The organism is Streptococcus gwangjuensis (assembly GCF_028156745.1).
Lineage (GTDB): Bacteria > Bacillota > Bacilli > Lactobacillales > Streptococcaceae > Streptococcus > Streptococcus gwangjuense_A.
The window spans coordinates 39,205-61,785 of the sequence record NZ_JAODJG010000026.1; the positions used below are offsets into that span (position 1 = coordinate 39,205).

At 41.2% G+C, this 22,581-nt stretch carries 23 protein-coding genes; 18 read left to right on the forward strand and 5 right to left on the reverse strand.

Features of this window, described 5'->3' with window-relative positions; translation table 11 throughout:
- Window positions 1–124 precede the first annotated feature (124 nt).
- Complete coding sequence (locus N5909_RS01830) at window positions 125–442, reverse strand: DUF960 domain-containing protein (RefSeq protein ID WP_033681210.1); 318 nt, start codon at window positions 440–442, stop codon at window positions 125–127.
- Between the two features lie 237 nt (window positions 443–679).
- On the opposite strand from N5909_RS01830, the gene ccpA reads away from it, so the two are divergent.
- A complete protein-coding gene (gene ccpA / locus N5909_RS01835) occupies window positions 680–1,690 on the forward strand; it encodes a catabolite control protein A (RefSeq protein WP_001090628.1) in 1,011 nt (336 codons plus the stop codon).
- 51 nt (window positions 1,691–1,741) lie between these two features.
- On the opposite strand, the gene N5909_RS01840 is transcribed toward ccpA, so the two are convergent.
- Window positions 1,742–2,704 (reverse strand): asparaginase, encoded by a 963-nt coding sequence (locus N5909_RS01840; protein ID WP_125409786.1) that lies wholly within the window; start codon window positions 2,702–2,704, stop codon window positions 1,742–1,744.
- A 65-nt stretch (window positions 2,705–2,769) separates the two neighbouring features.
- Between N5909_RS01840 and N5909_RS01845 the strand changes: the two genes are divergently transcribed.
- Window positions 2,770–4,161 carry a Cof-type HAD-IIB family hydrolase gene (locus N5909_RS01845; protein ID WP_271630703.1) on the forward strand — a complete coding sequence of 464 codons (1,392 nt, stop codon included), beginning with the start codon at window positions 2,770–2,772 and terminating at the stop codon, window positions 4,159–4,161.
- 136 nt (window positions 4,162–4,297) lie between these two features.
- Here N5909_RS01845 and N5909_RS01850 read toward each other — a convergent pair whose 3' ends face one another.
- The gene (locus N5909_RS01850) at window positions 4,298–4,750 is read right to left on the reverse strand and encodes a universal stress protein (protein ID WP_000079148.1); all 453 of its coding nucleotides are present in this window, start codon (window positions 4,748–4,750) and stop codon (window positions 4,298–4,300) included.
- Between the two features lie 161 nt (window positions 4,751–4,911).
- Between N5909_RS01850 and N5909_RS01855 the strand changes: the two genes are divergently transcribed.
- The 4 genes from N5909_RS01855 to N5909_RS01870 all read left to right on the forward strand — a co-directional run bounded on the left by N5909_RS01855 (window position 4,912) and on the right by N5909_RS01870 (window position 8,965).
- Window positions 4,912–5,214 carry a hypothetical protein gene (locus N5909_RS01855; RefSeq protein WP_033681216.1) on the forward strand — a complete coding sequence of 101 codons (303 nt, stop codon included), beginning with the start codon at window positions 4,912–4,914 and terminating at the stop codon, window positions 5,212–5,214.
- A 156-nt stretch (window positions 5,215–5,370) separates the two neighbouring features.
- Window positions 5,371–6,585 carry a pyridoxal phosphate-dependent aminotransferase gene (locus tag N5909_RS01860; protein ID WP_000666455.1) on the forward strand — a complete coding sequence of 405 codons (1,215 nt, stop codon included), beginning with the start codon at window positions 5,371–5,373 and terminating at the stop codon, window positions 6,583–6,585.
- Window positions 6,586–6,729: 144 nt separating this feature from the next.
- Window positions 6,730–6,864: a 50S ribosomal protein L34 gene (rpmH, locus tag N5909_RS01865; protein WP_000831905.1), complete on the forward strand. Its 135-nt coding sequence runs from the start codon at window positions 6,730–6,732 to the stop codon at window positions 6,862–6,864.
- Between the two features lie 136 nt (window positions 6,865–7,000).
- Window positions 7,001–8,965: a peptide ABC transporter substrate-binding protein gene (locus tag N5909_RS01870; protein ID WP_033681219.1), complete on the forward strand. Its 1,965-nt coding sequence runs from the start codon at window positions 7,001–7,003 to the stop codon at window positions 8,963–8,965.
- A gap of 334 nt (window positions 8,966–9,299) precedes the next feature.
- Here N5909_RS01870 and N5909_RS01875 read toward each other — a convergent pair whose 3' ends face one another.
- Together N5909_RS01875 and N5909_RS01880 are read right to left on the reverse strand one after the other, a co-directional pair.
- Window positions 9,300–11,144 carry an APC family permease gene (locus N5909_RS01875; RefSeq protein WP_033681223.1) on the reverse strand — a complete coding sequence of 615 codons (1,845 nt, stop codon included), beginning with the start codon at window positions 11,142–11,144 and terminating at the stop codon, window positions 9,300–9,302.
- A gap of 299 nt (window positions 11,145–11,443) precedes the next feature.
- Complete coding sequence (locus N5909_RS01880) at window positions 11,444–11,776, reverse strand: helix-turn-helix domain-containing protein (protein WP_271630704.1); 333 nt, start codon at window positions 11,774–11,776, stop codon at window positions 11,444–11,446.
- A 144-nt stretch (window positions 11,777–11,920) separates the two neighbouring features.
- On the opposite strand from N5909_RS01880, the gene N5909_RS01885 reads away from it, so the two are divergent.
- The 12 genes from N5909_RS01885 (at window position 11,921) to purR (ending at window position 22,519) form a co-directional block, all read left to right on the forward strand.
- Entirely contained in the window at window positions 11,921–12,358 is a 438-nt protein-coding gene (locus N5909_RS01885; RefSeq protein WP_033681225.1) for a hypothetical protein, read from the forward strand.
- 3 nt (window positions 12,359–12,361) lie between these two features.
- Window positions 12,362–13,885, forward strand: a complete 1,524-nt coding sequence (locus N5909_RS01890; protein WP_033681227.1) for a hypothetical protein — start codon at window positions 12,362–12,364, stop codon at window positions 13,883–13,885.
- Between the two features lie 198 nt (window positions 13,886–14,083).
- Complete coding sequence (locus tag N5909_RS01895) at window positions 14,084–14,434, forward strand: hypothetical protein (protein WP_033681366.1); 351 nt, start codon at window positions 14,084–14,086, stop codon at window positions 14,432–14,434.
- Window positions 14,435–14,952: 518 nt separating this feature from the next.
- On the forward strand, window positions 14,953–15,723 hold the full coding sequence (locus N5909_RS01900) for a TatD family hydrolase (protein WP_033681367.1): 771 nt from the start codon (window positions 14,953–14,955) through the stop codon (window positions 15,721–15,723).
- Complete coding sequence (gene rnmV / locus N5909_RS01905) at window positions 15,723–16,289, forward strand: ribonuclease M5 (protein ID WP_033681229.1); 567 nt, start codon at window positions 15,723–15,725, stop codon at window positions 16,287–16,289. Before N5909_RS01900 ends, rnmV begins: the two co-directional genes overlap by 1 nt.
- A gap of 64 nt (window positions 16,290–16,353) precedes the next feature.
- Window positions 16,354–17,226 (forward strand): 16S rRNA (adenine(1518)-N(6)/adenine(1519)-N(6))-dimethyltransferase RsmA, encoded by an 873-nt coding sequence (gene rsmA / locus N5909_RS01910; protein ID WP_061590031.1) that lies wholly within the window; start codon window positions 16,354–16,356, stop codon window positions 17,224–17,226.
- 1 nt (window position 17,227) lies between these two features.
- The gene (gene rsgA, locus N5909_RS01915) at window positions 17,228–18,106 is read left to right on the forward strand and encodes a ribosome small subunit-dependent GTPase A (RefSeq protein ID WP_061590032.1); all 879 of its coding nucleotides are present in this window, start codon (window positions 17,228–17,230) and stop codon (window positions 18,104–18,106) included.
- A gap of 10 nt (window positions 18,107–18,116) precedes the next feature.
- A complete protein-coding gene (rpe, locus tag N5909_RS01920; protein ID WP_265528879.1) occupies window positions 18,117–18,773 on the forward strand; it encodes a ribulose-phosphate 3-epimerase in 657 nt (218 codons plus the stop codon).
- The gene (locus tag N5909_RS01925; RefSeq protein WP_061590034.1) at window positions 18,736–19,398 is read left to right on the forward strand and encodes a thiamine diphosphokinase; all 663 of its coding nucleotides are present in this window, start codon (window positions 18,736–18,738) and stop codon (window positions 19,396–19,398) included. Before rpe ends, N5909_RS01925 begins: the two co-directional genes overlap by 38 nt.
- 1 nt (window position 19,399) lies before the next feature.
- Window positions 19,400–20,656, forward strand: coding sequence for a DNA recombination protein RmuC (gene rmuC, locus N5909_RS01930; RefSeq protein ID WP_033681240.1), 1,257 nt, complete (start codon window positions 19,400–19,402; stop codon window positions 20,654–20,656).
- Window positions 20,646–21,587, forward strand: a complete 942-nt coding sequence (locus tag N5909_RS01935; RefSeq protein WP_125443417.1) for a 3'-5' exoribonuclease YhaM family protein — start codon at window positions 20,646–20,648, stop codon at window positions 21,585–21,587. Before rmuC ends, N5909_RS01935 begins: the two co-directional genes overlap by 11 nt.
- A 104-nt stretch (window positions 21,588–21,691) precedes the next feature.
- Window positions 21,692–22,519 carry a pur operon repressor gene (gene purR / locus N5909_RS01940; RefSeq protein ID WP_004238844.1) on the forward strand — a complete coding sequence of 276 codons (828 nt, stop codon included), beginning with the start codon at window positions 21,692–21,694 and terminating at the stop codon, window positions 22,517–22,519.
- Window positions 22,520–22,581: the final 62 nt, after the last annotated feature.

Sequence of the window (22,581 nt, forward strand, 5' to 3'; positions counted from 1 at the left end):
TAACTGAAGGCTAGAGTTTTTATACTCTTCGAAAATCTCTTCAAACCACGTCAGCGTCGCCTTACCGTACTCAAGTATATCTTGCGGCTAGCTTACTAGTTTGCTCTTTGATTTTCCTTGAGTATTAAAATAGGTCATTTTCTTCTGGGAGGAGTATCGTTTCTCTACCGTCCATGTCTAAAACCAGTACCCTTGGCGGATAAAGAGGGTCGAAAGGATGGTTAAAGTCAAAATCAATAGCTGTAGGGAGGTGTTGACTTGAGAAGTGGAAGGTGATTTTTCCATGGTTATTGAGCAATTGAAACTCGAGTTCTTCTTCCAATTCAAAGACATTTTTTAAGAAATGGTCAATAATATACCAAAAAGAGTCAATCACATCATCAGGCAAGCTGGTAACAATGCCAAAACTAGCCGATCGCATGTGGGTATTGGTAAAAGCCATATTTCTGCCCCCTTTCTTTTCCCTTATCATACAGCAAATAGGATTAAAAATCAAGAAAAGGTGTTTTTTTCTTTATAAACATAGTTTTCTATGAAATTTTTTTCAAATAATCTTCAAAAAATACTTGAAAGTGTTTACAAATAGTGATAGAATGGAATAAGTAGAAACATGAAAACGAAATTTTCATACCGTCTCTTTTTTGGAGTCTCGTGAGGTATGATATAGAAAGGAAATGGAATGAATACAGACGATACAGTAACGATTTATGATGTCGCCCGTGAAGCAGGAGTTTCAATGGCGACGGTTAGCCGTGTAGTCAATGGCAATAAGAATGTAAAAGAGAATACCCGTAAAAAAGTGCTTGAGGTGATTGATCGTTTGGATTACCGTCCAAATGCCGTGGCGCGTGGTCTTGCAAGTAAAAAGACAACCACTGTCGGTGTCGTGATCCCCAATATTACCAATGGTTATTTCTCAACGCTTGCCAAAGGGATTGATGATATCGCTGAAATGTACAAGTACAATATTGTCCTTGCTAATAGTGATGAGGACGATGACAAGGAAGTTTCAGTTGTCAATACACTATTTTCTAAGCAAGTGGATGGTATCATCTTTATGGGCTACCACTTGACTGAAAAAATTCGTTCAGAGTTTTCTCGCTCTCGAACACCAGTTGTTCTTGCAGGAACTGTGGATGTAGAACATCAGCTTCCAAGTGTCAATATTGACTACAAACAAGCAACGATTGATGCAGTGACCTACCTTGCTAAAGAAAATGAGCGCATTGCTTTTGTAAGCGGTCCACTAGTGGATGATATCAATGGTAAGGTTCGTTTGGTTGGCTACAAGGAAGCCTTGAAAAAAGCAGGGATTTCTTATAGCGAAGGATTGGTATTTGAGTCTAAATACACTTATGAAGATGGCTATGCCTTGGCAGAACGCTTGATTTCATCAAATGCAACTGCAGCAGTTGTAACAGGTGATGAGTTGGCAGCAGGTGTCTTGAACGGCCTTGCTGATAAGGGTGTGTCAGTACCAGAAGAGTTTGAAATCATTACTAGTGATGATTCACAGGTCTCTCGCTTTACTCGTCCAAACTTGACCACTATTGCCCAACCTCTTTATGACCTTGGTGCTATTAGTATGCGTATGTTGACTAAGATTATGCACAAGGAAGAGTTGGAAGAACGTGAAGTTCTCTTACCTCATGGTTTGACAGAACGTCGTTCGACACGAAAACGTAAATAGAAAAAATCAGGGAATCGTGTAGATTTCCTGATTTGTTTTTAGAGAAGAGACTTACCCTTCCATATAGTCTTTCAAAGCCTGTCCGGTTAGTCCAGCATTGAGGGCAATGAGGAGTTTCAAGCGGGCTTTTTGGGCGTTGAGTTCTTTAACAAAGAAGACACCTGCTTTTTGCAACTGCACGCCCCCACCTTGGTAGGCATAAACAGGTTCTGCAATACCGTTAAAGCATCGTGAAACCAGGGCGACTGGGATTCCTTTTTGTAGAAGGCTTTCTAATTTTTGAGCCGTTTCTTTGGGAACATTGCCCGCCCCGAAGGCTTGGATAATCAAACCGTCCAATTGTTCCAAATCCAGCATATCAATCAGCTCATCTGTCATACCAGCATAAGCAGAGATGATAGGGACTAAGCCTTGTATGTGATCAAGGTCAAAGCGAACACGAGGTTCAGCTGTTTTGAAGTAGAGGATTTCCCGCTTCGTAATCAGACCAAGTGGTCCATGTGTTGGGGTCTGGAAGGTGCCGACGTTGGTCGTATGCGTTTTGGTAACATACTTGGCAGCATGGATTTCATCGTTCATAACAACCAAAACCCCTTTGTCCGCAGCCCTGTCATCGCTAGCCACCCGTAAAGCACTCAGATAGTTATAAACACCGTCGCTGCCGAGTTCGTTAGAGCTACGCATGGCCCCTGTTAGAACGATAGGCATATGGGGAACTTCCATGGTATCAAGGAAATAGGCTGTTTCCTCTAAAGTATCGGTCCCGTGTGTGATTACCACTCCATCGTAGTTAGCAGCTTCCTCTTTAATTTTCTGGTAGAGGACTAGCATATGCTTGGGTTTGATATGGGGGCTTGGCAGGTTAAAAAAGTCTAGGGCGTGGACTTGGATTCCTTCAAGAGGATTGGACACATGGTTCATGGGATTATCTGAACTAGTTACAACAGCGCCAGAAGCATCGGCCTGCATGGAAATAGTTCCACCTGTATGTAAAACAAGGATTTTCTTAGGCATGATTTACTCACTCTTTCTGAAATGTGGTATAATCATTGTATCACAAAAGGGGAGATTGGGATAGGATGGAAGTCAAAGCTGTTTTTTTTGATATCGATGGAACCTTGGTTAACGATCGCAAGAGTGTTTTGAAATCCACTAAGGACGCGATTAAGATTGTCAAAGAACAAGGGGTGCTTGTTGGTGTAGCAACGGGTCGAGGACCTTTTTTTGTTAAGGAATTGATGGACGATTTAGATCTAGATTTCGCAGTAACCTATAATGGCCAGTATATCTTTACTAAAGACAGAGTCTTGTTCACGAGTCCTATTTCCAAGTTACATTTGCGCCAGCTTATTACGTATGCTAAAAAAGAGGGCAAGGAGATTGCCCTAGGGACCAAGGATGCCATGCTGGGTTCTAAAATCATGTCCTTTGGTCTGGGCTCTTTTTCCCAACGAATCAGTCGCTTCGTTCCCTCAGTTTTAACTCGGACGGTGAGTCATTCCTTTAATCGTATGGTCAGCAAGGTTGTTCCCCAAAAGGAAGAAGACCTGCTTCAACTGATGAATCAGCCTATCTACCAAGTTTTGATGCTGATGACGCCAGAAGAATCTGAGAAGGCGGCAGCTGATTTTGAAGATTTGAAATTGACACGTAGCAATCCTTTTGCAGCAGATGTCATCAATCAAGGAAACTCTAAATTGGAAGGCATTCGACGAGTCGGGAAAGAATATGGTTTTGATCTCAACCAAGTCATGGCCTTTGGTGACTCAGATAACGACCTAGAAATGCTGGCGGGTGTCGGTATGTCGGTCGCTATGGGAAATGGTAGTAGCAGTGTCAAGGAAGTGGCCAAGCACATCACCACTAGCAATCAGCAAGACGGAATCCACAAGGCCTTGGAACATTTTGGTGTTCTGGCCTCAGAAAAAGTCTTTGTCAGCCGTGACTATCATTTCAATAAGGTCAAGACCTTCCACCACATGATGGATGAACGGACCCAAGAAGAACCACGAGCTTGGGATTTAGAAGGTGCAACCCACAGGGCTGGCTTTAAAATAGAAGAATTGGTGGAGTTTGTTCGAGCAGCCAGTCCCTCTGAAGAGGACTTTGGTCAAGCACTATCGCAACTTCATCAAGCTCTTGATAAGGCAGCAGATAAAGTAGCTAAGAAGACGCCTGCTCAGCAAGATTTGATAGGGCAGGTAGATGCCCTGATTGACACGCTTTATTTTACCTATGGTAGTTTTGTTTTGATGGGGGTGGATCCAGAACGTATTTTTGATATTGTTCATCAGGCCAATATGGGGAAAATTTTCCCAGATGGCAAGGCTCATTTTGATCCAGTGACCCACAAAATCTTAAAACCAGATGATTGGGAAGAAAAATATGCTCCAGAACCTGCGATTAAAAAGGAACTGCAGCGCCAGCTCAAGGCTTATGAACGCCATAAAGAGAGAAATAATACTCAATGAAAATCAAAGAGCAAACTAGGAAACTAGCCGCAGGCTGTACTTGAGTACGGCAAGGCGACGTTGACGTGGTTTGAAGAGATTTTCGAAGAGTATAAATAGTAAACAAAAAGGAGCTAGGGGCTCCTTTTCTTTGTGATTATAAGGTTTTTTCTTGTTCTCTCACAACCAGTAAATCAACCTTAGCATGGCGGAGAATGTATTCAGATGAAGAACCGACCAAGAGGCGTTCAAAGGCGTTGAGACCAGTTGCGCCAACGAGGATGAGGTCCACTTCTTCAGCATCGGGAATAGTACGTGCCAAGAGGGTTTTTGGATTTCCCATTTCAATGACGATATGAACATCTGCCACACCAGCATCTTTAGCACGTTTTTCGTACTCTTTCATCAGACTTTCAGCGTCGACTTGGAGTTCTTCGTAAACTTCAGCATCAAAGGTGGATACGCTTTGGAGCGCGCGTGTGTCAATGACATGTGCGATGGTGAGCTTAGCGTCGTTTCGTAGAGCAGAATGAACTCCCTTGACAAAAGCCAAGTCCGCTTCTTTAGAACCATCGATTGCGACCATGATATTTTGGTAACGTTGTGCCATAATGAAACCTCCTGAAATTTTCTTACTATTATTGTAAACCTTTTCACTATAGAAGTAAAGTAAAAAAAGTATTTTTCAAAAGAATGTTAGCGCTTAAAAACTATATAAATATATGATAAAATAAAAGAAAGGATAGCAGGAAACAAGTGAAGGGAGGGAGAATGATGAAAAGCTCTTTTCAAGAAACAAAAAATTCAAATTTCCTTTATTATGGAATCATCCTAGCTTCAGTCTTGCTAGAAGTTATCATGGTCTGGCAATTAGAGAAGCTAATTCCGCTTCTCTATCCAGGTTTTGTTGGCTTTTTAGTCTTTCACCTACTCTACCATTTTCTATTATTCCTGGTTGCAAAACGAAGTGGGCGTTGGGATTACTTGATGATATGGGGACTTTTCCTCATGTTCAATCTTCTTTATGACTCCTTTTTAGGCTTGCTTTTTCTAGGTTTATCTTTTGGTATGTGATGTGACTTTCGCAAAATACCTGCTATCTCCCCTGTCTTGACCTCGCTTTTAGCGAGGCTTTTCTTCTATAGGATTTTAGTAACACATTTCAGTAAACTTGTCGCATTTTCGTTCTAGTGGTATAATGTTACTATCCTGATGAATTGAGGAAACAAGATGAAAGAATATAACAAGTCTAGTAAGTTAGAGCATGTTGCTTATGATATCCGTGGTCCTGTTTTGGAAGAAGCCATGCGGATGCGAGCAAACGGAGAAAAGATTTTACGTCTGAATACAGGAAATCCAGCAGAATTTGGCTTTACAGCGCCAGACGAGGTCATTCATGACTTGATTATGAATGCGCGGGATAGTGAAGGATATTCTGACTCCAAAGGGATTTTCTCAGCCCGTAAGGCCATTATGCAGTATTGCCAATTGAAGAAATTCCCAAATGTAGATATTGATGATATCTACCTTGGAAATGGTGTCAGTGAGTTGATTGTCATGTCCATGCAGGGGCTTTTGGACAATGGGGATGAGGTCTTAGTGCCAATGCCAGACTATCCTCTCTGGACAGCAGCTGTCAGCCTAGCTGGAGGAAATGCCGTTCACTATATTTGTGATGAAGCTGCAGAATGGTACCCAGATATTGACGATATCAAGTCAAAAATCACTTCTAATACCAAGGCAATCGTCCTTATCAATCCAAACAACCCAACTGGGGCCCTTTATCCTAAGGAACTCTTGCTGGAAATTATTGAGATTGCCCGTCAAAACGATTTGATTATCTTTGCGGATGAAATTTACGACCGCATGGTAATGGATGGACATGTGCATACGCCTGTGGCTAGTTTGGCACCAGATGTCTTCTGTGTCAGCATGAATGGCCTGTCAAAATCCCACCGTATTGCTGGTTTCCGTGTGGGTTGGATGGTCTTGTCTGGACCTAAGACACACGTTAAAGGCTATATAGAAGGGCTCAATATGCTATCCAATATGCGCCTTTGCTCTAACGTTTTGGCCCAACAAGTCGTACAAACTTCCTTGGGTGGTCACCAATCAGTTGATGAATTGCTCCTTCCTGGTGGACGAATTTATGAGCAAAGAAATTTCATCTACAATGCCATTCAAGATATTCCAGGTTTGTCTGCGGTTAAACCTAAGGCTGGACTCTATATCTTCCCTAAAATCGACCGCAATATGTACCGTATCGATGATGATGAACAGTTTGTCCTTGATTTCTTGAAGCAGGAAAAGGTTCTCTTGGTTCATGGTCGAGGCTTTAACTGGCAGGAACCAGACCACTTCCGTATCGTTTACCTTCCTCGTGTTGATGAACTAGCCCAAATCCAAGAAAAGATGACTCGTTTCTTGAAACAGTATCGTAGATAGGGCTTACATTCGAAAAAGCTGGAAACATTTGTCTAGAGCTATTGACAAAAGTGAAAGAATCAGATAGAATAGTAAAGTATGTTTAGTAACTGATCACTTTATAGCCGGCTAAACGAATACAAAATCTATGAGGAGGTATTCATCGTGAAACGTACTTATCAACCAAGTAAACTTCGTCGTGCGCGCAAACACGGATTCCGTAACCGTATGTCAACTAAAAACGGTCGTCGCGTATTGGCAGCTCGTCGTCGTAAAGGACGCAAAGTTTTGGCTGCATAATCCAAACGAATTCTATCAAAAATCAGTAGGAACTCGAGTCTACTGATTTTTATTTTTGTAAAAAAGTACAAAAAGCTTTATGTTTTTACTTAAATAGTGTATAATATTTCACATACTGTAAAATTGGAGAATAATCATGAAGAAATCAAAAGTTATGCTTTTTGGAGCTATGGCTTTGACAGCAGGTCTAGCTTTAGCAGCATGTGGGTCTTCCCAATCAAGTAATGCAGATAAAACCTACTCTTATGTATTTGCCAGCAATCCGGATACATTGGACTACATTACTTCAACACGTGGTTCCACTTCTAGCATCACAACCAACTTGATTGATGGTTTGTTGGAAAATGACCGGTATGGCAATCTCATTCCTTCTATGGCTGAGTCATGGACTGTGTCAAAAGATGGTTTGACCTACACTTATAAAATCCGTCAGGGAGCTAAATGGTACACTTCTGAAGGAGAAGAGTATGCGGACGTAACAGCTCATGACTTTGTGACTGGTCTCAAGTATGCGGCTGATAAAAAGGCTGAAAACTTGTACTTGGTACAAGACTCTATCAAAGGGCTAGCAGACTATGTTGAAGGGAAATCATCTGATTTTGGGACTGTTGGTGTTAAGGCGGTGGATGATTACACACTACAATACACCCTCAATCAACCAGAGACTTATTGGAACTCTAAAACAACAGCAAGTATCCTTAGTCCGGTAAATGAAGCCTTCTTGAAGGCTAAGGGAGATGACTTTGGAAGTGTGACACCGTCAAGTATCTTGTCAAATGGTCCTTACTTGTTTAAGTCCTTCACATCCAAATCTTTGATTGAATTTGATAAAAATCCTAACTATTGGGATAAGGACAATGTCAAAATTGAGAAAGTGAAACTCTCTTTCTTTGACGGTTCAGACCAAGATAGTTTGGCCCGAGGTTTCTTAGAGGGAAACTATACAGACGGACGTATCTTCCCTACAAGTTCAGTGTTTGCTGAACTCAAAAAGGGGAATGAGGACAAGATTACCTACACACCGCAAAACTCACTTACTTTCTATTATCTTTTCAACGTTAATCGTCAAAGCTACAAGCAGACTATGAAACAGTCTGATAAGGAAAAGACAGATTCACGTGCAGCTATGCAAAATAAGGATTTCCGTCAGGCTATCAACTTTGCCTTTGACCGTCATGCCTATGCAGCACAGACAAATGGTGAAGATGGAGCAGATCGTATCTTGCGTAACACAGTTACACCAAGTAACTTTGTCCAAGTTGGCGATAAGAACTTCGGTGACATTGTCAATGAGAAAATTGTCAACTACGGTAAAGATTGGGCAAACATCAACCTAAATGATGGTAAGCAAGCCTTCTTGAATCCTGAAAAGGCCAAAGAGAAGTTTGCTAAGGCCAAAGAAAGCCTGCAAGCTCAGGGAGTAACTTTCCCAATTCATTTGGATATGCCAGTTGACCAAACTGCTAAGTTAGATGTGCAACAGGCTGGCTCTTTCAAACAAACTGTGGAAGAAACTCTTGGTAAGGATAATGTAGTTATCGACGTTATCCAACTTTCTCCAGATGAAAAAGACCAGGCAACTTTCTTTGCGGACACCGCCGATCAAAAGGATTACGACATTGATATCTCGGGTTGGAGTGGGGACTTCTCAGATCCGAAAACCTATCTTGATCTCTTGGATCCAGACTCTGGTTCTCAGTTGAAAAACATGGGCTTGTCTGAAGGAAAAGATAAGGAAGTTAAGGACAAGATTGGTCTTTCTGACTATAAGAAACTCTTGGATCAGGCTGATGCGGAAATCACAGATACTCAAGCTCGCTATGAAAAATTTGCCGAAGTTCAAGCTTGGTTGACAGATAGTGCTCTCTTCCTACCGGTTCAAAGTGGAGGAGCTAATCCAATTTTCCGTAAGACAGTTCCGTTTACAGGTCCATTCTCATTTGTTGGGCACAAAGGAGATTCTGACAACTACAAATATGTTGAATTGCAAAAAGAGCCAGTAACTGCTAAACAGTACCAAGAACTCTATGAAAAATGGCTGAAAGAAAAAGCTGAGTCAAATAAAAAAGCTCAGGAAGATTTAGCTAACCACATTCAATGATATTCCTAGTCATGCTTTTCAGTTAATACTCTTCGAAAATCTCTTCAAACCACGTCAGCGTTGCCTTACCGTATATATATGTTACTGACTTCGTCAGTTCTATCTACAACCTCAAAACAGTGTTTTGAGCTGACTTCGTCAGTTCTATCTACAACCTCAAAACAGTGTTTTGAGCTGACTTCGTCAGTTTCATCTACAACCTCAAAGCAGTGCTTTGAGCAGCCTGCGGCTAGCTTCCTAGTTTGCTCTTTGATTTTCATTGAGTATAGGCATAGTGACTGGTTTCAGAAAAAGGCCTTATCAGACGCTTCTCGCTTCTGGTAGGGCCTTTTCTTTATTCTTTTAAGTGATAGGAGTAGCTAGCGACAACGACGTCCTGGTGCCAACGGAGGGCGTATTTTAGTTTGAGGCTCATCTGATTGTGCAGGATATTTTGCCAAGGTTTATTAGGGATAAACTGGGGTACCAGAACAGTGACTGTATAGTTCTTTTTCTGGGCTTCCTCGGATATCCGTTTGACATACTTGACAGTAGGCGTAATGATGTCACGGTAGCTGGTCTTGATGTTTTTCAGAGTAATAGTGGGGAAGTAATCGGCAAATTCTTGGAGAATTTCTTGGTCTTTCTCTGCTGTTTCCTTAGTAGAAATGTGCATTGCTAAGACTTCATCACCGATACTTTGGGCGTAGTTAATGGCTCCGACACTGACTCGGGTGACATTTCCTACTAGGACCAGAACCAGATTGCCGTCGTAAGTACGTTTTTCGATTCCTTCATAGAGACGCAGTTGTTGGGCCACTTTTTGGTAATGACTGTGAATGGCCAAGAAGAGTAGGGTGAGTACGAGAATAATCGGGAAGAAAGGCCAGATATCACTGAGACGGAAAAAGAGCAAGATTAGTACAATCGCGTAGCAAATGATTGCCCCAATGATATTAGCAAGAGCAGGTTTTAAGAAATTTGCTCCTTTTTCCTTTTTCCAATGACGAATCATCCCAGTCTGAGATAGGGCGAAGGGAACGAAGACTCCGATAGTATAAAGAGGAATCAAGCGTTCTGTATTGCCATTAAAAATGAGAAGAAGAATCATAGCTCCAAAAGCCAGAGTTAAAATTCCATTGGAGTAGCCTAGGCGGTCTCCTTTTTCCATAAAGAGATGGGGCATGTATTTGTTTTTAGCCATATTGTAAGCTAGCATAGGGAAGGCCGAAAAGCCAGTATTTGCAGCTACGGCTAAAATCAAGGCTGTGGAGAATTGGAAGATATAATAGCCAAGGTGACCTAAGAAGGAATTACCAAGGATGCCTTGAGCCATCTGTGAAAGAATAGTTTCTCCGTGTTGAGGCAGAATCCCCATCCAGTAGTTTAGGAAGGTAATGCCTGCAAAAAGAAAACCTAAAATCAGTGACATAATGGTCAAGGTTTGAGCGGCATTCTTTTCTTTTGGAGCCTTGAAAAAGGGAACGGCATTTGAAATAGCTTCAACCCCTGTCAGAGAGGCAGAGCCACTGGTAAAGGCTCTTAGAATGAGAACGATAGACAGGCTCGGAACAGCATGCCCAATAGGTGAAGTTGCCTGATAGCTGAGAGACCCTGTCATTAGTTGAAAGATTCCGTAGAGCAAGAGAAAGATAGTACTGATGATAAAGAGATAGACAGGAATCATCAGTGAACTTGCAGATTCTTTTAAGCCCCGTAAATTCAAGAGCATAAGCAAGCAAACTAGAAAAATGGAGATGTGAAGGTTGTAAGGGTGGAGAGCAGGGAGAGCTGCTGTGATAGCGTCCGCTCCAGATGAAACAGATACCGCTACGGTCAGCATGTAGTCAACTAGCAGACTACCTCCAGCGATTAAGCCAAGTTCGGGAGATAGATTTTCTCGAGTAACCATATAGGCCCCTCCTCCTTGAGGGTAGGCATGGATGATTTGACGGTAGGAGACGGTCAGGCTAGCTAGGAGCAGGAGGACAAAGAGGCCGATAGGAAGACTCCACCATATCGCAAGAGGAGAGAGACTAGCCAAGACGAGGACTACTTGCTCAGGCCCATAGGCAATGGAAGATAGAGCGTCGCTTGATAACATGGCTAGTGCCTGCATTTTTCCCAGTAGTCCCCCTTCGCCTTCGGTTAAGGACTTAAGAGGACGACCGATAAAGGTATGTTTTAATTTTGTAAACATGGTATTTTCCTTTACTGAAAATTTCAATAAGTGCTATTATACTGCTTTGAAAAAATTGCGTCAAGAGATGATAATGGGTTTTAGAATATTTTTTCAGATGAGGAGAGAGGTCAGTTTTTTTGCTATAATAGTAGATAGAAAACGAGGTTAGAAGAGATGATTTTTGATACACATACTTAGAGCGTCTGGAGTGCAGTTTAAGGCCTAATGACATTATTGAGGCACAAATTAACCATAAAACTAACCAAAGGAAAGCTAAAGTAGCATACAAAAAGAGGAATTCATTGAGAGTTCCTCTTTTAATCTATGTTTTTGACAATTTCATTGAACAAAGAAATGATTTTTAATTTTTTTGTGTGTGATAAATCTGAGATGCTATCGATCAATGTAGTTATAGGGACGGAATTATTTGAAAGTGGGAAATTAAAGAAGTCTTCTACGGTCATACCTAAAGCAGTAAGCACTTTTTCAAGTGTGTGTATTTTAAAATCGTATTTCATATTCTCGATGTTTTGTATTGCTTTAATACCTAGTCCGGCTTGATTGGATAATTGTTCTTGACTGAGATTCTGTTCTTTTCTACATTCTCTTATACGATCTGCTATGTATTTTTGTAATTGATTAGCTTCCATCTGTAATTTCCTCTTTTGTACTATTCTACTATCCTTTATATGATTTTTTAAGTACAGTTAACTGTCCAAAATATCAATATAGTATAGCGAACTATACAAATTTGTGTTAAAATAGATAAAAAACAATACAATAGGAGTAGTGATATGACAGAAGAAATAGCTGTGTATAAATTACAAGAATGGGACATGGGAAATGGTGAGAAGAAATATTCTCAGTTAGGTAGCTTAGAAGCTCATTATTATTTTGCAAAAAATAATGGTGGAAAAGTTTTATTTACGACAAAAACGGACTTGTACCAGAGAAATGTTAGTTATTTGTTACTAACATTACCAAATGGAGAATACGGATTTCTTTCTAAAATTATTGAAAAAGGAACCTATCCTAAACTCCCAGAAGATCCCGCGTATATGGTTCCCACAGAGTGGAAAAATATAAATGAAACAATAGAAAAACAGTCCAATTTTAATTGGATTGCCTTAGAAGTTGTTTCAAAGATTATTGAAGGTATTGAAGGAATACCTAAAGTGCCTAGCCCTCAGTATATGTCAAAAGGTGAATTTAATAATTTTTTAGGAGAATAGAATATGAAAGTTATCAAAATTCTTTTAAGTATACTATCAGTGGTAATTATAGCAGGCTGTTCTTCTAAAAAAGACTCTTATGTAGAAATTGAATCGATTAATAAGGAGTTAAGTAAATCGGATATTTTATCAGGGAATTTTGAAACATTATCTGGTACATGGTACAGTGAAGTAGGAAAAAATGAAAATCAAATGATTTTGACGATTGATAAGGAGGGAAATGTTAAAGTATTTAATGATAATAAAGAAATACAAAACAAGGGAAGTTTAGTTGTTGCAAGTGATAATACTTTTGATAAAGGGTATTTGGTCATGAATGTAAAAGGGATAAAAGAAGGAGAAGAAGGAAGAGAACGAAAAGAACGAAAAGAACGTAATATATATGCAGATGGTCGAATGGGGGAAGAGCACACATATAGTACATTTGATAGAAATTTATATTTTTTCCAAGGGAAATCAGAGTTCAATCGAGATGAAGTAGGATTTGACTTTTCAAGAGAGAATGAGGATGTTATCAAATATGATATACCGAAAAAAATAACAAAAGACACTCTAGTTTTTCAGAAAAATGAAAAACCTAAGGAAAAAGGTTATGGAAGACCAAATGCAATTAATTATACTGTTTTTCATAGAAAAAATGAAATGAATGAACAACCTACACCGATTAAATCAAATCTTAATATTGATGAAATCAAGAATAGCAATCTCTCTTCGATTGCTAGTAATTGGAGAAATCCTGATGGACATTCATTTAAAGTATATTCGGATGGTAGAGGTGAATCGTTTTTTCATGGAACTACAAGACGTGGAGTCATTGAATTTTCTTCTATACAAGATAATATTATATCTGGTAATTTTGGAAAAAAGACTGAACAATGGGTAATACCGATTTACGCTAATGGAGATATTGGCAGAGAGGTGGATGGAGTTGATGGATACAACATACAGATTATAAAATCTGGAAATACTGTTGGAGCAACAAAAAATACTTTTCTTTATGATATCTTTGAATTACCAGATGGAGTACCACGTTTATCTGTTATAGATAGAGATGTTTTAACACTAAGAGATCATTTTGATGAATATTTTGAGAGTCCGTCAAAAGTATTTTTTAGAGAAAAGGAGATGAAACAGTTTGCTGATGTTAAAAATGAAAATATCATGAATATTGATGGATTGGTAAAAGGAGATTTTTCTACTGTAGTTGGAACTTGGGGAGTTCCTGAAGATCAAGGTATCGGGAATAGACTCCGAATTGATGAAAAAGGGGTACTGACTTGGATAGGTTCTAGATCGGCAGAACGAATAATACATGATGTGAAAAAGAATGCTGACAATAGCGGAATTGGAATATTTGGGAAAGAATTTAATTGGGAAACAGTTACTCCATCAAACTATATTAATTTTATTCCTGCAGGTATTGCTATAAAAGGTGAAGAAAATAGTGATAATAGTAAAGATCGTATTATTTTTGGATCTATTGAAAAACAATCAGACAGAAAGATTTTTTATCGTTTGGATGAATGATTGAGTGAATAAAAAACCGAAATATAGTTGAAACTATATATAGAGAATGCATAGCAGTTATACGATTTTGTATAACTGCTATTTTTTATGCATCTTATTATGTTCTTTTTAAAATGACTACTAAGTTTTTTCCACTGACGATAGCGTTAGGAGACAAACTATGTATGGTTGGTAAATTCCCAAGGAGGTACCAACCATATGGTAGATTTAGCAAAAGTAGAACAACGTAGAGAAGAAGCAATTCAAAGAGCTGTACTGACTGACGATTGGGAAAAGGTAGATAACTTATCAAACCAACCTTTTGAGAATTTATGTAGAAAAGATCGTTCTTATGGTCTGTGTAGTTTAGACAGTAGTTCTATTGATAAAGGTTCTTTATTAGATACGATAGCAGATTATAATGACCCATTGTCTCTCTTAATTAGAAAAGAAGAAATTGCTATTACAAACGATGCTATTGAGAGATTGTTGAGCGACAGAGACAGAGAAATTCTGTTTGGAGCTGTTATTGAGAATAAATCATTCTCTCATCTTGCAAAGGAAGTTTGAATGATTCGGATGCTCACAGCTGTAGAAATTGTAGACATTGAGAAAGCAATTGTATACGGAGGATATCGTAACCAGCTTAGTTTGACTGCAAAAGTCATTGAAGTTGTCGAATTGTAATGAAACATTCTAGGGCTACACCTTAGAATCTTCTAATAAAAAAGTATGAATAAACATTGAAGGTTATAAGGAATTTTTGCAGTATAAACAAAAGAAATATGAGGAAGCTATGTAGTTATGTTATAATTAAGCTATGCCACATAGCTTTCCTTTGCTTTAAAAGTACAAGGAGATGAAATGATTTTTAGCGGACTATGAGAAGTTGCAAAAAGCTAAGGGTAATTTCATTAGTAGAGAGAAACTTAATCAAATTCATCTGTAGATGCTAACCATAGAACTAACCAAGTACTAACCAAAGTGAATAGAAACTAGGGGAAATATAGGGAAGTATAGAAAAGAGAAATTCTTTTCTTTTGGTAGTTAAGGAACATTGAGGAAAGAGAAGGAAATATAATTTGGATATTTTTGATACACATACACACTTGAATGTAGAAGAATTTGCAGGTCGTGAGGCAGAAGAAATTGCCTTGGCTGCTGAGATGGGTGTGACACAGATGAATATTGTTGGTTTTGATGAACCGACGATTGAGCGTGCCTTGGAGTTGGTGGATGAGTATGACAAACTTTACGCAACTATTGGTTGGCATCCGACAGAAGCTGGAACTTACACAGAGGAGATTGAAACCTACTTGCTTGACAAGCTCAAGCATCCCAAGGTTGTTGCTTTAGGTGAAATTGGATTGGACTACCATTGGATGACAGCACCGAAAGAGGTGCAGGAGCAGGTTTTTCGCCGTCAGATTCAGTTATCTAAGGACTTGGATTTGCCTTTTGTAGTTCATACCCGTGATGCGTTGGAAGATACCTATGAGATTATCAAGAGCGAGGGCGTTGGTCCTCGTGGTGGTATCATGCATTCATTTTCAGGGACTCTTGAGTGGGCAGAGAAGTTTGTCGCGCTTGGCATGATCATTTCCTTCTCAGGAGTGGTGACTTTTAAGAAGGCAACTGACATCCAAGAAGCAGCTAAAGAGTTACCTTTGGACAAGATTTTGGTAGAGACAGATGCGCCTTACTTGGCTCCTGTTCCTAAACGGGGTCGCGAAAACAAAACAGCATATACTCGCTATGTAGTAGATTTTATCGCGGATTTGCGTGGCATGACGACCGAGGAGTTATCGGCAGCAACGACTGCAAATGCAGAACGAATTTTTGGATTGGACAGCAAGTAATGAAAGAAAAAATTTCCCAAGTTATCGTGGTCGAAGGGCGCGATGATACGGCCAATCTCAAACGCTATTTCGATGTAGAGACCTATGAGACACGAGGTTCTGCCATCAATGAGCAGGATATTGCACGTATTCAGCGTCTACATGAGCTTCATGGAGTCATTGTCTTTACAGACCCAGATTTTAATGGGGAGCGGATTCGTCGCATGATTATGACGGCCATTCCAACAGTTCAGCATGCCTTCCTCAAACGAGATGAAGCTGTTCCTAAATCAAAGACCAAGGGACGTTCTCTGGGAATTGAGCATGCCAGCTATGAGGATTTGAAAACAGCGCTGGCTCAGGTGACAGAGCAATTTGAAAACGAGAATGAGTTTGACATTAATCGTAGTGACTTGATTCGTCTTGGTTTTCTAGCGGGAGCAGACAGCCGTAAGCGCAGAGAATATCTCGGAGAGGCTCTCCGAATCGGCTATTCTAATGGTAAGCAACTCCTCAAGCGCTTAGAGTTGTTTGGGATCACCTTGGCAGAAGTGGAAGAAACCATGAAATCTTATGAGAACAGCTAAGCAGCCCCCAAATGTAAGGGGAATGTGTTACAATAGTAGTAACAGATAATAGAAAAGAGAATAGATGAGAATTGCAGATTATAGCGTGACCAAGGCAGTGCTAGAGCGTCACGGATTTACCTTTAAAAAGTCCTTTGGGCAAAATTTCTTGACGGATACCAATATCCTTCAAAAAATCGTGGATACGGCTGAAATTGATGACCAGGTCAATGTCATCGAAATCGGGCCAGGTATTGGTGCCTTGACCGAGTTTCTGGCTGAGCGTGCAGCTCAAGTCATGGCCTTTGAGATTGACCACCGTTTGGTGCCAATTTTGGCAGATACCCTGCGTGATTTTGACAATGTGACCGTGGTCAACGAGGATATTCTCAAGGTTGACTTGGCGCAACATATCCAGAATTTTAAAAATCCTGACCTGCCAATCAAGGTAGTGGCTAATTTGCCTTATTACATCACGACACCTATTCTCATGCACTTGATAGAGAGTGGGATTCCTTTTAGTGAGTTTGTGGTTATGATGCAAAAGGAAGTGGCGGACCGCATTTCCGCTCAACCGAATACCAAGGCTTATGGTAGCTTGTCGATTGCGGTTCAGTACTACATGACTGCCAAGGTTGCCTTCATCGTGCCTCGTACGGTATTTGTGCCAGCGCCAAACGTGGATTCTGCTATTTTGAAAATGGTGCGCCGTCCAGAACCAGCTGTAGCAGTGGAAGACGAGAATTTCTTCTTTAAGGTTTCTAAGGCTAGTTTCACTCATCGACGCAAGACTTTATGGAATAACCTGACAGGTTACTTTGGCAAGACTGAAGAAGTTAAGGACAAGCTGACCAAGGCTTTGGACCAAGCAGGCTTGTCACCAAGTGTGCGTGGGGAAGCTCTCAGCTTGGAAGAATTTGCCAGCCTATCAGATGCACTTAAAGGGCAAGGACTCTAAGATGCAGGGACAAATCATTAAAGCCTTGGCTGGGTTCTACTATGTAGAGAGTGAGGGCCAGGTTTATCAGACGCGCGCGCGTGGAAATTTCCGTAAAAAAGGTCATACCCCTTATGTTGGGGACTGGGTCGATTTTTCTGCCGAGGAAAATTCAGAAGGCTATATTCTCAAGATTCACGAACGCAAAAACAGTCTAGTCCGTCCTCCCATTGTCAATATTGACCAAGCTGTAGTAATCATGTCCGTCAAGGAACCTGAATTTAACAACAATTTGCTGGATCGTTTCTTGGTTCTATTAGAGCACAAGGGCATCCATCCCATCGTCTATATTTCCAAGATGGATTTGTTGGAAGATAGGGGAGAACTGGATTTTTATGAACAGACTTATGCTGATATCGGCTATGACTTTGTGACCAGTAAAGAGGAACTCCTGCCCTTGTTAACAGGCAAAGTGACGGTCTTTATGGGGCAGACGGGTGTTGGGAAGTCAACGCTTCTCAATAAAATAGCACCAGACCTCAATCTTGAAACAGGAGAAATCTCAGACAGTCTGGGTCGCGGGCGTCACACCACTCGAGCGGTTAGTTTTTACAACCTCAATGGGGGTAAAATCGCAGATACACCAGGTTTTTCATCCTTGGACTATGAAGTATCAACGGCGGAAGACCTCAATCAGGCCTTTCCAGAGATTACCAGTGTCAGCCGAGACTGCAAATTCCGCACTTGTACCCATACCCATGAGCCAGCTTGCGCGGTTAAACCTGCTGTAGAAGAAGGTACTATTGCGTCCTTCCGTTTTGAAAACTACCTGCAATTCCTCAGTGAAATTGAAAATCGTAGAGAAACCTATAAAAAGGTCAGCAAAAAAATTCCAAAATAAGGAGAAACCTATGTCTCAATACAAGATTGCTCCGTCAATTCTGGCAGCAGATTATGCCAACTTTGAACGTGAAATCAAGCGCCTAGAAGCAACTGGGGCAGAGTATGCCCATATCGATATCATGGATGGTCATTTTGTACCACAAATCAGTTTTGGTGCTGGAGTGGTCGAATCTCTTCGTCCCCATAGCAAGATGGTCTTTGACTGCCACTTGATGGTGTCAAACCCTGAGCATCATTTAGAAGACTTTGCGCGTGCAGGTGCGGATATCATCAGTATCCATGTGGAGGCGACACCTCATATCCATGGTGCCCTCCAAAAAATTCGTTCCCTCGGTGTCAAGCCTTCGGTTGTTATCAATCCTGGTACGCCTGTTGAGGCTATCAAGCACGTCCTTCACCTAGTTGACCAAGTCTTAGTCATGACAGTTAACCCTGGCTTCGGTGGTCAAGCCTTTCTACCAGAGACCATGGATAAGGTCCGTGAGTTGGTTGCTCTTCGTGATGAAAAAGGCTTGAACTTTGAAATCGAAGTGGATGGCGGGATTGATGACCAAACTATTGCTCAAGCCAAAGAAGCCGGTGCAACTGCTTTTGTAGCAGGTTCCTATGTCTTTAAGGGAGATGTCAATGAGCGAGTACAAACTCTCAGAAAACAACTGGACTAGGGTTGCCGTTTTTGCTGGCGGAGACCGTGGTCACTACCGGACGGACTTTGATTGCTTTGTCGGTGTGGATCGAGGCTCACTCTGGGTCTTGGAAGAAAACCTTCCTCTTACTCTAGCAGTTGGAGATTTTGATTCTGTCAGTGCAGAAGAGCGACAGTTGATTCAAAAACATGCCCAGTATTTTGTCCAAGCTCAACCAGAAAAAGATGATACCGATTTGGAATTGGCTCTCTTGACCATCTTTGAACAAAATCCTCAGGCTCAGGTCACTATTTTCGGTGCTTTGGGTGGCCGTATTGACCATATGTTGGCCAATGTCTTTTTACCTAGCAATCCCAAGTTGGCTCCCTATATGCGTCAGATAGCAATTGAGGATGGGCAAAACTTGATTGCTTATTGTCCAGAAGGAACCAGTCAGCTAGAACCTCGTTCAGACTACGATTATCTAGCTTTTATGCCGGTTCGAGATAGCCAGCTTACCATTCTCGGAGCCAAGTATGAGTTGACAGAGGAAAATTTTTTCTTTAAAAAAGTGTACGCTTCTAACGAATATATAGATAGGGAAGTTTCGGTGACTTGCCCAGATGGTTATGTGGTCGTGCTGCATAGCAAGGACAGGAGGTAGGATGGAAAGTTTACTTGTTCTATTATTAATTGCCAACCTAGCTGGCCTCTTTCTGATTTGGCAAAGGCAGGATAAGCAAGACAAACACGTAAGCAAGAGCTTGGAGGACCAGGCAGATCATTTGTCAGACCAGTTGGATTACCGCTTTGAACAAGCCAGACAAGCCAGCCAGTTAGATCAAAAAGATTTGGAAGTGGCTGTCAGCGACCGTTTGCAAGAAGTTCGAATGGAATTGCACCAAGGCTTAACTCAAGTTCGTCAAGAAATGACAGATAATCTCCTCCAAACCAGAGACAAGACTGACCAACGTCTCCAAGCCTTGCAGGAATCAAATGAGCAACGCTTGGAACAAATGCGTCAAACAGTCGAGGAAAAACTAGAAAAGACCTTGCAGACGCGCTTGCAGGCTTCCTTTGAGACAGTTTCCAAACAACTGGAGTCTGTCAATCGTGGCCTTGGAGAAATGCAGACAGTTGCCCGTGATGTCGGAGCTCTCAACAAGGTTCTCTCTGGAACCAAAACGCGAGGAATTCTGGGCGAATTGCAACTGGGGCAAATCATCGAAGACATCATGACCCCTGCCCAGTACGAACGAGAATACGCAACGGTTGAAAACTCTAGTGAACGAGTGGAGTATGCCATCAAGTTACCCGGACAAGGCGACCAGGAATACGTCTACTTACCGATTGACTCCAAGTTTCCACTGGCAGATTATTACCGCTTAGAAGAAGCCTATGAAGCAGGTGACAAGGATGAGATTGAACGCTGTCGTAAGTCGCTCTTAGCAAGCGTCAAGCGCTTTGCCAAGGATATCAAGAGCAAGTACATAGCACCGCCTCGGACGACCAATTTTGGAGTTTTGTTTGTTCCGACAGAAGGTCTCTACTCAGAAATTGTACGCAATCCGGTCTTCTTTGATGATTTGAGGCGGGAGGAGCAGATTATTGTCGCAGGTCCAAGTACCCTATCAGCTCTTCTTAACTCCCTATCAGTTGGATTCAAAACTCTCAATATCCAAAAGAGTGCCGACCATATCAGCAAGACTCTTGCCAGTGTCAAGACCGAGTTTGGCAAGTTTGGTGGGATTTTGGTTAAGGCACAAAAACATCTCCAACATGCCTCTGGCAATATTGATGAATTATTAAACCGTCGTACCACTGCTATCGAGCGGACGCTCCGTCACATTGAGTTATCAGAAGGTGAGCCTGCGCTTGATCTACTCCATTTTCAAGAAAATGAGGAAGAATATGAAGATTAGTCACATGAAAAAAGATGAGCTATTTGAAGGCTTTTACCTAATCAAGTCAGCTGACCTGAGACAAACTCGAGCTGGGAAAAACTACCTAGCCTTTACCTTCCAAGATGATAGTGGCGAGATTGAAGGGAAACTCTGGGATGCCCAACCTCATAATGTTGAGGCCTTTACCGCAGGTAAGGTTGTCCACATGAAAGGACGCCGAGAAGTTTATAACAACACCCCTCAAGTCAATCAAATTACCCTTCGTCTGCCTCAGCCTGGTGAACCCAATGACCCAGCTGATTTCAAGGTCAAGTCACCAGTTGATGTCAAGGAAATCCGTGACTATATGTCGCAAATGATTTTCAAAATTGAAAATCCTGTTTGGCAACGGATTGTCCGAAAGCTCTACACCAAGTATGATAAGGAGTTCTACTCTTATCCAGCTGCTAAGACAAACCATCATGCCTTTGAAACGGGCTTGGCCTATCATACGGCAACCATGGTGCGCTTGGCAGATGCCATTAGCGAAATCTATCCTCAGCTCAATAAGAACCTGCTCTATGCAGGGATTATGCTGCATGACTTAGCTAAAGTCATCGAGTTGACGGGACCAGACCAGACCGAGTACACAGTGCGAGGCAATCTCCTTGGGCATATTGCTTTGATTGATAGCGAAATTACTAAGACAGTGATGGAACTCGGCATCGATGATACCAAGGAAGAAGTCGTTTTGCTTCGTCACGTCATCCTCAGTCACCACGGCTTACTTGAGTATGGAAGCCCGGTCCGTCCACGCATTATGGAAGCAGAGATTATCCATATGATTGATAATCTGGATGCAAGCATGATGATGATGTCAACAGCTCTTGCTTTGGTGGATAAAGGAGAGATGACCAATAAAATCTTCGCTATGGACAATCGTTCCTTCTATAAACCAGATTTAGATTAATAATTTAAGAAAAACGAGCATTTTTAGGATAAGAATGTTCGTTTTTTTATGTGAATATGGTATAATAGATAAAATATCAAAATTAAATGAAGTGGGAAATAGAAATGAAATTAAGAAGAAGTGATCGGATGGTTGTCATTTCCAACTATTTGATTAATAATCCTTATAAACTAACTAGTCTCAATACTTTTGCTGAAAAGTATGAATCTGCTAAATCATCCATCTCAGAGGATATCGTGATTATCAAACGCGCCTTTGAGGAAATTGAAATCGGTCATATCCAGACAGTAACTGGTGCTGGTGGTGGTGTCATTTTCACACCATCAATCTCAAGCCATGATGCCAAGGAAATGGTTGAGGACTTGCGTGCCAAGTTGTCAGAAAGTGACCGTATCTTGCCAGGTGGTTACATCTACCTGTCCGATTTACTTAGCACACCAGCCATCTTGAAAAATATTGGTCGCATTATTGCCAAGAGCTTTATGGACCAAAAAATTGATGCGGTTATGACAGTAGCGACTAAGGGTGTTCCACTTGCAAATGCAGTTGCCAATGTCCTCAATGTTCCCTTTGTTATTGTGCGCCGTGACCTGAAAATTACCGAAGGTTCAACTGTCAGCGTCAACTATGTTTCAGGTTCAAGTGGTGACCGCATTGAGAAAATGTTCCTTTCAAAACGTAGTCTCAAGGCAGGCAGCCGTGTCTTGATTGTGGACGATTTCTTGAAAGGTGGCGGAACGGTCAACGGGATGATCAGCCTCTTGCGTGAGTTTGATTCAGAATTGGCAGGTGTAGCAGTCTTTGCGGATAATGCCCAAGAAGAACGTGAAAAGCAGTTTGACTACAAGTCACTCTTGAAGGTAACCAATATTGATGTCAAGAACCAAGCCATCGATGTTGAGGTTGGTAATATCTTTGACGAAGATAAATAAGAGATAGAACTAAAGGTTGGAACGATTGTCCCAGCCTTTCTTTGCAAATAGAATAGAAGGAA

Excerpts from the sequence above, each read along its gene's own strand:
- N5909_RS01830 (WP_033681210.1), bottom strand. The coding sequence starts at position 442 with ATGGCTTTTACCAATACCCACATGCGATCGGCTAGTTTTGGCATTGTT.
- ccpA (WP_001090628.1), top strand. The coding sequence starts at position 680 with ATGAATACAGACGATACAGTAACGATTTATGATGTCGCCCGTGAAGCA.
- N5909_RS01840 (WP_125409786.1), bottom strand. The coding sequence starts at position 2,704 with ATGCCTAAGAAAATCCTTGTTTTACATACAGGTGGAACTATTTCCATG.
- N5909_RS01845 (WP_271630703.1), top strand. The coding sequence starts at position 2,770 with ATGGAAGTCAAAGCTGTTTTTTTTGATATCGATGGAACCTTGGTTAAC.
- N5909_RS01850 (WP_000079148.1), bottom strand. The coding sequence starts at position 4,750 with ATGGCACAACGTTACCAAAATATCATGGTCGCAATCGATGGTTCTAAA.
- N5909_RS01855 (WP_033681216.1), top strand. The coding sequence starts at position 4,912 with ATGATGAAAAGCTCTTTTCAAGAAACAAAAAATTCAAATTTCCTTTAT.
- N5909_RS01860 (WP_000666455.1), top strand. The coding sequence starts at position 5,371 with ATGAAAGAATATAACAAGTCTAGTAAGTTAGAGCATGTTGCTTATGAT.
- N5909_RS01870 (WP_033681219.1), top strand. The coding sequence starts at position 7,001 with ATGAAGAAATCAAAAGTTATGCTTTTTGGAGCTATGGCTTTGACAGCA.
- N5909_RS01875 (WP_033681223.1), bottom strand. The coding sequence starts at position 11,144 with ATGTTTACAAAATTAAAACATACCTTTATCGGTCGTCCTCTTAAGTCC.
- N5909_RS01880 (WP_271630704.1), bottom strand. The coding sequence starts at position 11,776 with ATGGAAGCTAATCAATTACAAAAATACATAGCAGATCGTATAAGAGAA.
- N5909_RS01885 (WP_033681225.1), top strand. The coding sequence starts at position 11,921 with ATGACAGAAGAAATAGCTGTGTATAAATTACAAGAATGGGACATGGGA.
- N5909_RS01890 (WP_033681227.1), top strand. The coding sequence starts at position 12,362 with ATGAAAGTTATCAAAATTCTTTTAAGTATACTATCAGTGGTAATTATA.
- N5909_RS01895 (WP_033681366.1), top strand. The coding sequence starts at position 14,084 with ATGGTAGATTTAGCAAAAGTAGAACAACGTAGAGAAGAAGCAATTCAA.
- rnmV (WP_033681229.1), top strand. The coding sequence starts at position 15,723 with ATGAAAGAAAAAATTTCCCAAGTTATCGTGGTCGAAGGGCGCGATGAT.
- rsmA (WP_061590031.1), top strand. The coding sequence starts at position 16,354 with ATGAGAATTGCAGATTATAGCGTGACCAAGGCAGTGCTAGAGCGTCAC.
- rsgA (WP_061590032.1), top strand. The coding sequence starts at position 17,228 with ATGCAGGGACAAATCATTAAAGCCTTGGCTGGGTTCTACTATGTAGAG.
- rpe (WP_265528879.1), top strand. The coding sequence starts at position 18,117 with ATGTCTCAATACAAGATTGCTCCGTCAATTCTGGCAGCAGATTATGCC.
- N5909_RS01925 (WP_061590034.1), top strand. The coding sequence starts at position 18,736 with ATGAGCGAGTACAAACTCTCAGAAAACAACTGGACTAGGGTTGCCGTT.
- rmuC (WP_033681240.1), top strand. The coding sequence starts at position 19,400 with ATGGAAAGTTTACTTGTTCTATTATTAATTGCCAACCTAGCTGGCCTC.
- N5909_RS01935 (WP_125443417.1), top strand. The coding sequence starts at position 20,646 with ATGAAGATTAGTCACATGAAAAAAGATGAGCTATTTGAAGGCTTTTAC.
- purR (WP_004238844.1), top strand. The coding sequence starts at position 21,692 with ATGAAATTAAGAAGAAGTGATCGGATGGTTGTCATTTCCAACTATTTG.